Here is a 13,306-nt window from a genome sequence, read left to right on the forward strand (position 1 = left end):
GCGCGTTGCCGACCAGCTCCGAGAGCACCAGACAGGCGTCATCGGGGTCCAGGCCGTGAGCGGTGAGGTGGTCGCGCAGGCGGTGGCGCGCGGTTCGCAGGGTGGAGCGGACGACCAGCGCGAGGAGGTCGAAGGAATCGGAGGAGGCATCCGGGTGCCCGTCGTGGGACGGGCTCGGCAGCGGAACAAGACGCATGAAGGTCTCCAGTCCTGTGGGATCACCCCCCCGGTGCCCCGTGTGCGGTGGCCCGCCCGCGCCGGCCGGTGTGCGCGTGACGGCCGACGGGGGCGGGCGGCCCGCGCGGCCGCTTCCCCAAGCCCAGCTGCGCGGGAGTCGTGCGGTGGCGAGCGGTCCCGCCCGCGGCGACGGGGGCGCCTGGCGGGCGGGACCGGTTCCTGTGTCAGCCAACGCCCTTTGGTCGACACAGGGTTGGCCCCTCCTCACCACTTGGGGGGCCGGGCCCGCAGAGGCACCAAGCTCTGCGGGCGTCTTCGGGGGCGCTAGGCGGCGAGTTCGGCGGCCCGAGCCCTGGCCCGGAGCGAGTGGTGGACGACGGACGACAGGCTCGCACTCAGGGACAGCTCGACCTGGCTGTGCAAGTGCTTCATCAGGCGGAGCGTGGCGTCCAGCTCGGGTGCGGTGGCGCCGGTCCGCTCGGTCACCTGGAGGTCCAGCGCACGGCCGAGGGTGCGCAGTTCGGAGAGGGCGGCGGCCTGGTCGAACGACGGGGGCGGGGTGGCGGCGTTCACGGGGGTGCCTTCCGGTCGGGGAGTTGATTGCTCAGGGTCGGGGCTGGACCCAACTTGGCTGAGCAGTGGAGTTGGTGGTGGCCGGTCACCTTTTGGTCTCACACTTTCGGGTGAAGTTGGGACCTGCCGGGCATGGAGCCCAGAGCATTGCTGCTGCCCAAATAGGGCCTCGTGCCAATGGTTTGGGAATCGATCGGGGTGCCGGGGCTCGGTCTGCCGTTGCCCGGCCACTCCTTTCCGAAGCACTCTGCTACCGGTCGCTCACACTGTGCTCTAGGCTCGAAGTGCTTTCAAACTGGCCGCTCGGAAAGAAAAGTCAGCCTTGAACATCAAGCAGCTCAATCCAGATGCCTCACCGCGTGCCGCATTCGGCGCTGAACTCCGGCGCGTGCGCGAGGAGTTGGGCATGACGCAAGATCAGCTCGCGGAGCGGACGGGCTACTCGCCGGGCCACATCTCGTCGCTGGAAACTGGCCGGAAATCCCCGACCTTGCGATTCGCCCGGAAGGCCGATCGTGCGTTCGGCACCGGTAGCAAGTTCGAGAACTTGTTCTTCGACCTGCGGGCGACCTCCCTGCTGCAGGGTTTCGGCGACTACATGGCTCATGAGGCGCGCGCGGTAGAGCTGCGCCTCTTCGACCTCGGCATCATTCCCGGCTTGCTCCAGACCCCGGAGTACGCGGAGGCGATCACGCGCGGGGCCGTGCGCCGGGGCAGCATCACCCAAATCCAGGCCAACGAGCGGCTGGAAGTCCTGGCCGGTCGTCAGGCCAAGGTCTTCCGCCAGCCCCCGCCGCTGCTCTTCGCCGTGCTTGATGAGAGCTGCCTCTGGCGGCCCGTCGGCGGGCCCAAGGTGATGCGCGCGCAACTCGACCGCCTGGTTGAAGTCTCCGAACTGCCGAACGTCACGATTCAGATCGCGCCCTATGCGATGGCCGAGAGCAGGGCGTTCGACCTTCCGATCTACCTGCTGACATTGCCGGATCACTCGGTTGCCGCCTACTCGGAATCGTCGCAGCGCGGGCACTTCGAGCGTGATCCGGACGCGGTGCGGCCGCTTCTCACCGACTACCATCACCTGCAGGTAGAGGCTCTGTCGCAGGCCGCGTCCGTGGCGCTGATCCGCAAGGCACGAGAGGAACTCCAGTGATCAACCCCGAGTGGTTCAAGTCCAGCTACAGCAGCAATGGCGGTGCCTGCGTCGAGGTGGCCGCCAACATCCCCGGTGCCGTCCCCGTCCGTGACTCCAAGGACCCCGAGGGCCCGGCCCTGACCTTCACCCCCGCCGGCTTCGCCGCCTTCGTGGCGGGCGTGAAGGGTGGCGAGTTCGGCGCTGTCTGACGAACTCCTCAACACAAGCCCCTGTGTGGCCGGTTCATGGCTTCACAGGGGCCCTGTTGGGCTGACGGCCTATCAACCTCCCTGAGCAGCACCCATCCTGGCTGAGCATTGCGACCTGAGAGGAGATCCCGTGATCAACCCCGACTGGTTCAAGTCCAGCTACAGCAGCAACGGCGGCGAGTGCGTCGAGGTGGCCGCCAACGTCCCCGGTGCCGTCCCCGTCCGTGACTCCAAGGACCCCGAGGGCCCGGCCCTGACCTTCACCCCCGCCGGCTTCGCCGCCTTCGTGGCGGGCGTGAAGGGCGGCGAGCTCGGCGCAGTCTGACGCCTCGCCATCGCGCAATCTCCTGTGTGGCCGCTCGTTGTTGCACAGGGGCTTCCGGTGCGCCGTCCTGGATGCGGGTGGCGGCCTCGGTCAGCGCCGGCGCCGTCCGTTCCTCGTCCGTGAGAACGGTGTCTCGCGCCACGCCGCCGCTTTCTGCAGCGCTCGTCCTCCCCTTCGGATGCGGCCGCCGCCGGTGTGGATGGCCGTGCCGGTTCTGCCGGCGAGGAGCCTGTAAAGAACAGGCGGGAAGTGTACAGTTTGGTACATGAGTGACACCTTGCCGATTACAGAGGCGCGGGCCTGCTTGGGGTCGCTGGTCCGGCGTGCCTCCCACGCCCGTGAGCGCATCACCATCACCGACCACGGACAGCCCGCCGCCGTCCTCATAAACCCACAGGAGCTGGCCGACCTCGAGGACGCTCTCGCGCTGGCCCAGTACCGGGTCAGGCAGGCGGCCGGCGAGACCACGGCCGTGCCGCATGAGCAGGTCCGCGCCCAGCTCGGCCTGGGACCCGCCGCTTGAGCCACGCGATCATCTGGGACGAGCCGGCCATCAATGCCGCCGCCCGGTTCCTCAAGGACGACCCCGAGGGGCTGCGCCAGGTCATGGACGCCGTCGACCTGCTCGCCGACTCCCCGCGCCCGCAGGGCACCGCGGAGTACGGCTCCCCGAACCTGCGCCGGATGCACGTCGGCCGCTACCGCATCATGTACGAGATCACCGAGGCCACCGTCACCATCGTCGTGATCCACCTCGGCCGGATCGGCTGATCACCAACACCAAGTACCAGGATGGCCGGGCCCCTTGAGCGTGAGGGGCGCGGCCATCAGCGTTGGCTGAGCCGGCAGCCACTCGGCGCCGCTTAAGCCCGCCCGGTGCCGAGACGGACCAGGACGACGTTCGGCCGTGACCGTTCGCCCGCTGAAGGATCAGCTGCCACGCCGAGGTGAAGCCGCCCGATCAGGTGAAGTGGAGGCGATCGGCCGCGGGCGAGCGGGCGGTGTGCCACGAGCGCCGGGGTCGCCTGGCGCCTGCCGCGGATCTGCGAGGGGAAGGCCATCCCGCAAGGTCCGGGCGGGTCGGTCGAATGCCAGAGCCTGCGGCGGCCCGGGGCGCGAACCCCGGGCCGCCGCACACTCGTTCACAGGGTTACGGCAGCGAGCCTGCGGAAGTCGCGTCCAGCTTCACCCACTTCGCCTCGCTCGGCACGCCCTTGGCGTCCAGCAGGAAGAGCATGTAGTACCCGGGCGGAGCGGCGTTGGCGCTGGGCGGGCTCTGCAGCGTGAGCTGGTTGCCCTGGCGCTTGGTGATCTGCAGCTCCACGTGGCGCTGGGCGGTGTCCACCGCGTGCGTCGAGGTGATCGGCGACATCAGCACCGCGCGGGTCACCTGCTTCTCGGTGGACGAGGTGACGTTGAAGCTGCGGTTGTACCGCACCCCGTTGCCCGGCACCGAGTCCAGCTTGGGCCGGGCACCGCTGTGCAGGTACCACGGTTCGTAGATCTCGATGGTGCCGCCGTTCTCCGTCTTGATGTTCGGATTGTTGGCGATCTGCTGCAGCTCGTCACCGGTGATCATCACCCGGCCGTCCGGCAGGATGACGGCGTTGGAGTGGTAGCCGCGCGGCAGCCGCTGCACCGGGCCGAGCTTCCAGGTGCCCTCCTTGTCGCGCATCTCGACCTGGCGGTACTTCAGGTCCGCGTTGGGGTTGTACAGCCCGTTGCCGTAGTCGCGGATGTCGTAGGAGCCGTTGATGGTGAAGAGGTTGCCGTCGGGGAAGATCAGGGTGTCGTCCTGGGTGCGGCCGAAGGCGCGCGGGGTGTCCTTGCTCCACTTGCCGCCGGAGAGCTTGTAGGTGTTGGGGTCGGCGTTGTTGCCGCCGAGGATCAGCACCGAGTCGGGCCCCTTGGGGCCGTTGGGCAGCGCCACCGCCGAGCCGTAGTTGCGGTTCATCACGCCGGGGGCCAGGTTGTCCGGGCGGGTGGGCAGGTCGGCGCGGGTCTCGGTCTTGGGGTCGAACACCCACTGCTGGTTGGGCACCCGGCCGAGGCCGTAGATCTTGCCGTCGTTGAGCGAGAAGAGCTGCGGGTAGTCGGTGGTGAACGGGGCGTCCGCGCCGAACCGGTCGACCGGGCCCTTCGGCACCTTCTTGGAGTCGAAGACCACCGGGTCCTTCTTGGCCGGGAACCGCTCCACGATCGGGGTCGGGGTGCCCCAGCCGATCTCGGACTGGCCGGACATGATCAGCTGCCGTCCGTCCGCGCCGGTGACCACCGACGGGTACCAGCGGCCGACGGACATGTCCGGGTTGCGGGTCCAGGACTCCGTCCACGGGTCGAAGATCAGCGACAGCTTGGCGCCCGCACCGCCGTTGCCGCCCAGGTTGCCGCCGAAGATGCCGACCATCCCGTTGGCCAGGTAGGAGTGCCCGGCGCAGAAGAACGGCGCGGGCCGGTTGGCCGCGGTGCCGTCGTCGAGCGTCACGTTGGGCGGCGGCACCGGCTTGAAGGCGCCCGGCCCGGTGCCCTGCGACGGGTCCCAGAGGTAGGCGCGGCCCTTGTTGGCCGAGCCGATGATGTTGGTGGGCGCGGGCTCCTGGGTCGGGTCGGTCTCCACCGGCTCGAACGAGAAGAGCAGCACCTTGCCGGTCGGCAGCAGCGCGACGTGGTCGCCGTACTCGGGGGAGGTGAAGTAGTCGGTGAACTTGCCGAAGACGGACGGGTCGAACTTCTTGTTGATCTCAGCCTGGGTCTTGGTGAGCATCTCCAGCCGGTGCACCCGGATCGGGAGGGGGTATCCGTTGTCCGGCCCGCCCTCGGCCCTGGTGTGGGCGGCCTCCCGGAGGGCCGCCCGGCGCTCCAGGCGCTGCCAGGCCAGGTAGCCGGCCTCCTCCGGGCCGAACGCGCGCACCTCGTCGGCGCGGGTCTCGGCCCGCACCTGGGCGGCGGTGATGGGCTGATCGTCGGGGGTGGTGGCGGCGCCGGCGCTGAGCGGGACGGCCAAGGCGGTGGAGGCGGCCACGGCGGCCACGGTGCAGGCGCGCAGCAGCGCGGCCAGCCGGCGTCCGGGCGGCACGGTGGTACGGGACATGGAGTTCCTTCGCAGTGAGGGGTGAATGGCGGTCCTGGCTACGGTCGGTGATCGGCGAGTAGGGGTGGCGCCGACGTCCTCGGGCGACCTGACGAGCCGGCGGCGGTGCGGTGACGCGGCCGTTAGCGAACCGGTTTCAGTCTTATGAGCGAACCGAGTTGCTGTCGCGTCAGGTGCCGCCAACCCGGTGGCTCCACCACCCGGATGACGGCCACCGAATCACATCGTTCGCATGCGTCGCATACGGTCATGACTACTGACCGCTATCGAGTAATCATGGAGGCCCCATGGCCGTCGACCTGCCGCTGCGGGAGAACGAGAACATCCAGGGCGATGTGCTCGCCGGTTTCAAGAAGGACCAGATGGTGCTGCTGATGCTCACCTTCGAGGACGGCATCAGGGCCCGCAGCTGGCTGCGGCGGGTCATCCCGCGGATCGCGACCACCAGGCAAGTGGCCGAGTTCAACCGGGCGTTCAGCGCGGCCCGCAAACTGTCCGGCGGCGACCCCACCGCGCTCAAGGCGACCTGGATGGGCCTCAGCTTCACCTACTCCGGCCTGGAGAGGCTGCTCGGCAAGGCGCCGTACCCGTCCGCCGACCCGACCACCACGCTGGGCGCCTTCCAGCAGGGCCCGGTGCCCCGGGCCAACGACCTCGGCGACCGGGACGACAGCAACCCCAGTCACTGGCTGTTCGGCAACAACAAGACCGAGGGGCAGCTCCACGCGGTGCTCACCATCGCCTCCGACACCGCCAAGGACCTGGAGAACACCGTCACCGAGCAGCGCGAGCTGGCGGCCCAGTACGGCATCTCGATCGCGTTCCAGCAGGTCGGCGCCACCCTGGAGGGCTCCCGGCGCGGCAAGGAGCACTTCGGCTTCAAGGACGGCGTCAGCGAGCCGGGGGTGCGCGGCTTCGACGAGCCCGACCCGCTGCGCCCGGAGTGGGTCAAGGACCACCCCGGCACCCGGCTGATTCCGGCCGGCGAGTTCGTGGTCGGCCACCAGCGGGTCGGCAACGCCCCCAATCCGCTGCCCGCCTGGGCGTTCGAGGGCTCGTTCCAGGTGGTCCGCCGGCTCGCCCAGGACGTGCCCGGCTGGTGGGCGCAGATCGCCCGGCAACTGCCGGTCCTCAAGGAGGCCAAGGCGATTCCGGCGGACGCCACGATGGAGTGGGTGGCCGCCCGGGTGGTCGGCCGCTGGCGCTCCGGCACCCCGGTGGCCAAGTGCCCGCACGCCGACCAGCCGTTCAACACCGTGGCCGCCAACGACAACGACATCAGCTTCCTGAACGACCTGGAGGGCCACACCACCCCGCTCTTCTCGCACCTGCGCAAGACCAACCCGCGCGACGGGCTGCAGGAGCGGCCGGGCGCCGATCCGTTCCCCGAGGACCCGGTCATGGACCGGCGCCGGATCATGCGCCGCGGCAGCCCCTACGGTGCGCCGTTCGACCCCACCTCCGAGGGGCCGGGCGGGCCGGACGCGGCGCGCGGGCTGCTCTTCGTCTGCTACCAGAGCGACCTCGTCCAGCAGTTCGAGTTCATCCAGAAGGCGTGGATCGACAGCCCCGCGTTCCCGCCGAACCGGCCGGAGCAACCGGGGCCGGACGCCATGGTGGGGTTCACCGGCGCGGTCAACTGGGAGCACGAAGGCGGTGAGCCGGTCAACCTGAGCTTCCAGCGGTTCGTCCGCACCGAGGGCGCGGTCTACGCGTTCCTGCCGTCGATCACCATGCTCAAGGCGCTCGCCGACGGGCGGCTGCCGGGGGAGGAGCCGGCGACCGGGCAGCCGGTGGACACCTTCCTGCCGGTGCCCGACCGCCAGCCCAAGGATGGCAAGAGCTGGTACTGGGCGTTCCGCACGGTCGCCGGCGAACAGCGGTACCGGGCGATCTCGATCGCCCACGGCAACGATCACACCGACCGCAAGGAGACGGACGACCAACCGGTCGACACCTGGGACTCGTTCACCGGGGTCACCCAGGTGGACTGCCTGCTGCCGTTCCCGGACCGGCAGAACGTCGACGGCAAGACGTTCTACTGGCTGTTCCACAGCACCGCCACCCAGCAGCGCTACCGGGTGGTCTCGATCGCCAACGGCGACGACCACCGGGACGCCAAGGAGCACGACGACGCCCCCCTGAGCACCTGGCCCGCGCTCGACGGGGTGGCCCGGGTCGACTTCGTGCTGCCGGTGCCCGACCGGCAGCGGGTGAACGGGGTCAGCCTCTACTGGGTGTTCCACACCCTGAACGGCGTGCAGCGGCACCGCGTGATCAGCATCGCCGACGGTGAGCAGCACGCCAACGGGATCGTCCGCGGCGACCGCCGGCTGGCCGCCTGGAGCTCCTTCGCCGGGATCGACAAGGTCACCGCGGTGCTGCCGATCCCGGACATGAAGCAGGTGGGGGGCAGGTCCTGGTACTGGGTCTTCCACCGGGACCGCTACCGGGTGGTCTCGATGCTGAACTCCGGCGACCACGACGACCAGATCGAGGTGCCGGACCGGCCGACCGGTCTGTGGACCTCGCTGACCGTCAACTGACCTGCGTCCGGCGGGAAGCGCGCCCAGCGCCGAGGGCGACGGAGGCCCGGCTCCCCGAGCCCTCGGCGGTGGCGCGCCGGAATGCGCTGACCAGCAGTACGAAACGGGACATTCACGGCCCATCAGGAGCTTTTCCGCCGGCCCTCGGTGTCGATTCGGCAGCGGGGGCCCGGGGCTGTTCGATATGTCATCCGGGCCTGTTAGTGTCTGCCTCTTTCCGCCGCATCAGCGCTGGCGCACAAGACGGGGTAAGAGGGAAAGAACATGGCAATCCGCCGGGCAAAGCAGAAGGCACAGGTCATCGAGAAGCTCTCCCAGATGGCACCGCCCGGAGAGCAGTTCATCGCGTGCGTGCACGTGGAGACCGGCCCGAGCCCCTGGCTCAACGCAGTCTTCGAGGAGATCCCGGGCCTCGTCCTGATCATCGCGCTGACCCGGAACCAGTACTTCCTGACGCTGACCAACACCTCGGTGGTGGTCAACGCCGCCAGCCGCTGGACCAACCGGCCCGGCGACGTGCTCGCGGTCTTCCCCCGTCACGCCTTCCCGATCAGCCGGGTCAAGCGCCGCAGCATCTGGAGCTCGGCGTACCTGCAGCTGCCCACCGACAGCAAGCCGAAGCGCATCAACATCCACCGCTACTGGCGCAACGAGCTGGACATGCTGAGCGCGGCGTTCCCGCCCGGAGCGATCGACCCGAGCTCGCAGCCGTTCGAGAACGTCCCGCAGGACCAGCCGTTCCCGCCGCAGGGCGCGCCGATGGGCCAGCCGTTCCCGCCGCAGGGCGCGCCGATGGGTCAGCCGCCGTTCCCGCCGCAGGGCGCGCCGATGCCGCCGATGGGCGCGCCGCAGGGCCAGCCGCCGTTCCCGCCCCAGGGTGCCCCGGTGCCGCCGCCGTTCCCGCAGCAGGGTGCCCCGGTGCCCCCGCCGATGGGCGCGCCGATGCCGCCGCAGGGCGCCAACCCGTACGCCGGGCAGCCGGGCCAGCCGGGGTACGCGCCGCACCCGGACCAGATGTGACACGGCACCGCTGACACCCACCGTCGGGCCCGCACCCTTCCCAGGGGCGGGCCCGACGGCTTCTGTCAGGGTGTGTTGGGACGATGCGCGGATGAGTTCAACGCACGCGCAATCGCGCAGCACCCTCCTGGAGTCGGTCGGCGCCGTCCAACCGTGGGACGAACTGGAGCGGGCCCACCTGACCGCGGTCACGGAGTGGATCGCCGGCGGCGCCCCGCTGTACCGGGTGCGCAAGCCGGACGGGCCGCCGATGCACCTGGTGAGCTACTTCGTGGTGCGTGACGAGGCACGCGGGCAACTGCTGCTGGTCGACCACCGCAAGGCGGGCCTGTGGCTGCCGGCCGGCGGGCACGTCGAGCCGGGGGAGGACCCGTGGGCGACCGTGGTCCGGGAGTGCCACGAGGAGTTGGGCATCACGGCCGTGGCCTCGCCCCTCACCGGCGAGCGGCCCTTCTTCGTCACCGTCACCCGCACCCGGGGGCAGGGCGCGCACACCGATGTCTCGCTGTGGTTCCTCCTCGACGCCGACGCCGACTCCGTGACCTCCTACGACGAGGGCGAGTTCAGTGCCGTCCGCTGGCTCACCGAGGCCCAGGTGCTCGCGGAACCGACAGAGCTGCTCGACCCCCACATGCACCGCTTCATCCGCAAGCTGCAGCGCGCCGGAGGCAGTGCGCCGGCGGACGCGGATACTGGGGCTCATGACCGAGCCGGAATCTCCGCCTGACTTCAGCCGCATCAAGATCCGTGTCGGCGCGCTCGTCCTCTGCGGTGACGAGGTGGCCCTCATCCGTCGTGAACGCGCCGGTGGCGTGCGGTTCTTCACCCCGCCCGGCGGCAACGTCGAGCCGGGCGAGGACCTGGAAGCCGCGCTGTGGCGCGAGCTGGCGGAGGAGTTGGGCCTCAGCCGCGGGCAAGTGGCAGGCCACCCCGAGCTGTTGTGGGTGGTCGACCAGCGCGTCAACCGCCCGGGGCCGACTCCGCCGCCGCGCAAGCTGCACCTGCTCTACCGGTTGCACATCGGCGAGGCGGTCCGCGGGCGGCTCGCCGCCGAGGAGTACGACGAACTCCCCGACGGCACCCACGAGGTGGGCCACATCGACTGGCTCGACTACCGCAGTACCGCCGAGCTGCCGATCTTCCCGCCGGTCGGCCGCGCCCTCGCCGCCCTCCCCGCCGCCGACGCCCCGGTCGGCAACGCCGCCCTGCCCGCCGTCACCGACGCCGACTACACCTGGATCGAGCGGTGAGCGGTCAGTCCAGCAGCGTCAGGTCCAGCTGCGCCAGCCTGGCCCGGTCGGCCAGGATGTTGAGCTCGACCACGCGGTCGTCCGCGACCGTGAACGACAGCAGCGACACCACCTTCTCGCCATCGCTCGACACCATGCCGTAGGCGCCGTTGATCAGCGCCGGCCGGCTCTGGTGGGCGAACTGGCGGAAGAACAGCGCCTGCGAGGCCACGGCCGCCGCGCCGCGGACCAGGCGGCCGCCCACGCCCACGTCGGCGCGGAGCAGGACGTCGGGGTCGAGCACGGCGACCAGGGCGTCGAAGTCGCCGGCCTGGGAGGCGGCCATGAAGGCGTCGACCACCGCGCGCTGACGGCCGGCGTCGGGCTCCTGGGCCGGGGCCGAGCCCTGGACACGGCGGCGTGCGCGGCTCGCGAGTTGGCGGGTGGCGGCCGGGGACTTGCCGACGATCGGGGCGATCTCCTCGAACGGCACGGCGAACATGTCGTGCAGCACGAAGGCGAGCCGCTCCGCGGGGGTCAGGTGCTCCAGCACCACCAGCAGGGCCAGTCCGACCGAGTCGGCCATCAGGGCCTGCTGCTCCGGGTCGGCGGTGTCGGAGGCGGCGGAGGTGACGACCGGGTCCGGCACGAAGGTGTCGTCGAGGGTGTCCTCCCGGCGGGCCTTGCGGGAGCGCAGCAGGTCCAGGCAGACCCGGCCGACCACGGTGGTGAGCCAGGCGCTCAGGTTGTCGATCCGCCCGGCGTCGGAGCGGCTCAGCCGCAGCCAGGCCTCCTGCACCGCGTCCTCGGCCTCGGAGACCGAGCCGAGCATCCGGTACGCCACCGCGCGCAGCTGCCCCCGGTCGGCCTCGAAGCGGTCGGCCAGCCAGTCGTGCCCGCCCGCGCCGTGCCCGCCCGCGCCGGGCCAGCCGGTGCCCTGCCCGCCGGTGCCGTGCCCGCCCGTCTCGTGCCCGTCCGTGCCGTGCGCGTTCGTGTCGTGTCCGTCCATGATGATCTCTCCTCCCCGTCGGGTCGTTCCTATCACCGACGAACGCCGGCCGGGAGATGTGACGGGCGAGGAGAATGTGGCAGATGACGACTGACGAGTTCACCGCCGCCGCCTGGTCCGCCCTCGGCGGCGAACCAGGGCCCGCCGCCGCCGTGGAGTACCGCGAGGTGCCCGGCGCCCTGCCCAGCGTGCTGCCCGTCCGGCAGCTGGCCCGCGCCACCGTGGCCGCCTGCTCGCTGGCCGCCGCCGAGCTGCTGGCCGAGCGCAACGGCACCGGGGCTCCCCGGGTGCGGATCGACGAGGGGGCGGTGGCCACCGCGTTCACCAGTGAGCGGCAGCTGCGGATCGACGGCCGGGCGCTGACCACCTTCGCCCCGCACTCGGGCTTCTGGCCGACCGCGGACGGCTGGGTGCGCACCCACGCCAACTACCCGCACCACCGGGCCCGGTTGCTGGCCGCGCTGGGGCTGCCCGAGGACGCGTCGGCGGAGCAGCTGGCCGAGCTGCTGACCACCCGGACGGCCACCGAGGTGCAGGAGACCGCCTACGCGGCCGGTGCCCTCGCGGTGGCGGTCGCCGACCCGGCGCCCGCCGACCACCCGCTCGTCGAGCACCTCCCGTCCACTCCCAGCGACCGCGGGCTGGCCCCCGACCGGCTGCCCGCCGCCGGGGTGCGGGTGCTCGACCTGACCCGGGTGATCGCCGGCCCGGTCGCCACCCGCACGCTCGGCCTGCTCGGCGCGGACGTGCTGCGGATCGACTCGCCGCGGCTGCCGGAGAGCGAGGACGCGCACGCCGACACCGGTTTCGGCAAGCGCTCGGCGCGGCTCGACCTGGCCGACCCGGCCGACCTCACCGTGCTGCGCGAGCTGGCCGCGACCGCCGACGTGGTGGTGACCGGCTACCGGCCCGGTGCGCTCGACCGCTTCGGACTGGCACCCGAGGCCCTGCCGGGCACGATCGTGGTGCAGCTCAACGCCTGGGGCTGGCACGGGCCGTGGGCCGGGCGGCGGGGCTTCGACAGCCTGGTGCAGGCGGCCTGCGGAATCGCCCGGCTGACGGCGGACGACAACGGACCGGGCGTGCTCCCAGCCCAGGCACTGGACCACGGCACCGGTTACCTCATCGCGGCCGGCGTGCTGCGCGCGCTGACCGGGCGCCAGCGCGACGGCCGGGCGGCACGGCTGCGCTACTCGCTCGCCGGCACCGCGCACTGGCTGCTCGGCACCTCCGCCGGAGCCACCGACCAGGTGCCCTTCGACCCGACCCCGTACCTGGTGGACACCCCCTCGCCCTACGGCCTGCTGCGCCACGCCCGCCCGCCGCTCGGCCACCAGGGCGCCCCGGCCACCTGGGTGCACGGCCCGACCCGCTGGGGCACCGACCGCCCGCAGTGGCGCGGCTGACTCCGCGATCCGCCGGCCGCTCCCGCGCCACCGTGCCTACACTCCCCGGATGAGCCCGAATCGCGACCTCACCCGACTCGCCACCGCCCGCCTGGACCTGCGGGCGGTGGCGCCGGCCGACCTCGACGCGCTGTACGAGATCAACTCCGATCCCCGGGTGTGGGAGCACCGCCCGCAGGGGCGCCATGCCGGCCCGGTCACCACCCGGGAGTGGATCGCGCGGGCGGTGGCCGGTTGGGAGGACGGCCTCGGTTACTGGACCGCGCGGCTGGTCGGCACCGACACGGTGGTCGGGGTCGGCGGAGTGCAGTTGCAGGGCCGCGGTCACTGGAACCTCTACTACCGGTTGGCACCCGCCCGTTGGGGCCGCGGCTATGCCACCGAGCTGGCCAGGGCGGCCCTCGGGGCCGCCCTGGAGCGCCACCCCGAGGTGCCGGTGTTCGCCTGGATCCATGCCGGCAACACCGCCTCCCGGGCCGTGGCGACCAGGCTCGGCCTGATCGACCACGGCCTGCGTCTGGACCCTTTCTACCGCGAGCAGTTGCACGTCTACGCGGACAGCCGGATGCCCGGTCTCTGAATCCGGCGC

General features: G+C 71.4%; 15 protein-coding genes. 11 read left to right on the plus strand and 4 right to left on the minus strand.

What is annotated here, in order from left to right; translation table 11 throughout:
* Both LN042_RS20250 and LN042_RS20255 read right to left on the minus strand, forming a co-directional pair.
* The coding region (locus LN042_RS20250) for a hypothetical protein (protein WP_372495778.1) at positions 1-196 on the minus strand (196 nt) is incomplete at its 3' end.
* 305 nt (positions 197-501) lie between these two features.
* The gene (locus tag LN042_RS20255; RefSeq protein WP_230052692.1) at positions 502-750 is read right to left on the minus strand and encodes a hypothetical protein; all 249 of its coding nucleotides are present in this window, start codon (positions 748-750) and stop codon (positions 502-504) included.
* A gap of 322 nt (positions 751-1,072) precedes the next feature.
* Here LN042_RS20255 and LN042_RS20260 point away from each other — a divergent pair, with 322 nt between their 5' ends.
* The 5 genes from LN042_RS20260 to LN042_RS20280 all read left to right on the plus strand — a co-directional run bounded on the left by LN042_RS20260 (position 1,073) and on the right by LN042_RS20280 (position 3,187).
* The gene (locus LN042_RS20260; RefSeq protein ID WP_230052693.1) at positions 1,073-1,900 is read left to right on the plus strand and encodes a helix-turn-helix domain-containing protein; all 828 of its coding nucleotides are present in this window, start codon (positions 1,073-1,075) and stop codon (positions 1,898-1,900) included.
* Positions 1,897-2,091 (plus strand): DUF397 domain-containing protein, encoded by a 195-nt coding sequence (locus LN042_RS20265; protein ID WP_230052694.1) that lies wholly within the window; start codon positions 1,897-1,899, stop codon positions 2,089-2,091. The genes LN042_RS20260 and LN042_RS20265 overlap by 4 nt, the downstream gene beginning before the upstream one ends.
* 130 nt (positions 2,092-2,221) lie before the next feature.
* Entirely contained in the window at positions 2,222-2,416 is a 195-nt protein-coding gene (locus LN042_RS20270; RefSeq protein WP_230052695.1) for a DUF397 domain-containing protein, read from the plus strand.
* 265 nt (positions 2,417-2,681) lie between these two features.
* Entirely contained in the window at positions 2,682-2,939 is a 258-nt protein-coding gene (locus LN042_RS20275) for a type II toxin-antitoxin system Phd/YefM family antitoxin (RefSeq protein WP_230052696.1), read from the plus strand.
* Positions 2,936-3,187 (plus strand): type II toxin-antitoxin system RelE family toxin, encoded by a 252-nt coding sequence (locus LN042_RS20280; protein ID WP_230052697.1) that lies wholly within the window; start codon positions 2,936-2,938, stop codon positions 3,185-3,187. The genes LN042_RS20275 and LN042_RS20280 overlap by 4 nt, the downstream gene beginning before the upstream one ends.
* A 379-nt stretch (positions 3,188-3,566) precedes the next feature.
* On the opposite strand, the gene LN042_RS20285 is transcribed toward LN042_RS20280, so the two are convergent.
* Positions 3,567-5,507 carry a galactose oxidase early set domain-containing protein gene (locus LN042_RS20285; protein WP_230052698.1) on the minus strand — a complete coding sequence of 647 codons (1,941 nt, stop codon included), beginning with the start codon at positions 5,505-5,507 and terminating at the stop codon, positions 3,567-3,569.
* Between the two features lie 287 nt (positions 5,508-5,794).
* Between LN042_RS20285 and LN042_RS20290 the strand changes: the two genes are divergently transcribed.
* The 4 genes from LN042_RS20290 (at position 5,795) to LN042_RS20305 (ending at position 10,323) form a co-directional block, all read left to right on the plus strand.
* Complete coding sequence (locus LN042_RS20290; RefSeq protein ID WP_230052699.1) at positions 5,795-8,053, plus strand: Dyp-type peroxidase; 2,259 nt, start codon at positions 5,795-5,797, stop codon at positions 8,051-8,053.
* 264 nt (positions 8,054-8,317) lie between these two features.
* Positions 8,318-9,073, plus strand: a complete 756-nt coding sequence (locus LN042_RS20295) for a hypothetical protein (RefSeq protein ID WP_230052700.1) — start codon at positions 8,318-8,320, stop codon at positions 9,071-9,073.
* Positions 9,074-9,164: 91 nt separating this feature from the next.
* A complete protein-coding gene (locus LN042_RS20300) occupies positions 9,165-9,800 on the plus strand; it encodes an NUDIX hydrolase (RefSeq protein WP_230052701.1) in 636 nt (211 codons plus the stop codon).
* Positions 9,775-10,323, plus strand: coding sequence for an NUDIX hydrolase (locus tag LN042_RS20305; protein WP_230052702.1), 549 nt, complete (start codon positions 9,775-9,777; stop codon positions 10,321-10,323). The genes LN042_RS20300 and LN042_RS20305 overlap by 26 nt, the downstream gene beginning before the upstream one ends.
* 4 nt (positions 10,324-10,327) lie before the next feature.
* Here the strand turns inward: LN042_RS20305 and LN042_RS20310 are convergent, their stop codons facing one another.
* Positions 10,328-11,311 carry a sigma-70 family RNA polymerase sigma factor gene (locus LN042_RS20310; RefSeq protein WP_230052703.1) on the minus strand — a complete coding sequence of 328 codons (984 nt, stop codon included), beginning with the start codon at positions 11,309-11,311 and terminating at the stop codon, positions 10,328-10,330.
* Positions 11,312-11,394: 83 nt separating this feature from the next.
* On the opposite strand from LN042_RS20310, the gene LN042_RS20315 reads away from it, so the two are divergent.
* Together LN042_RS20315 and LN042_RS20320 are read left to right on the plus strand one after the other, a co-directional pair.
* Positions 11,395-12,717, plus strand: a complete 1,323-nt coding sequence (locus tag LN042_RS20315; RefSeq protein ID WP_230052704.1) for a CoA transferase — start codon at positions 11,395-11,397, stop codon at positions 12,715-12,717.
* 49 nt (positions 12,718-12,766) lie between these two features.
* Positions 12,767-13,297 carry a GNAT family N-acetyltransferase gene (locus LN042_RS20320; protein ID WP_230052705.1) on the plus strand — a complete coding sequence of 177 codons (531 nt, stop codon included), beginning with the start codon at positions 12,767-12,769 and terminating at the stop codon, positions 13,295-13,297.
* The last annotated feature ends 9 nt before the right edge of the window (positions 13,298-13,306 follow it).

This window comes from Kitasatospora humi (assembly GCF_020907985.1).
GTDB lineage: Bacteria > Actinomycetota > Actinomycetes > Streptomycetales > Streptomycetaceae > Kitasatospora > Kitasatospora humi.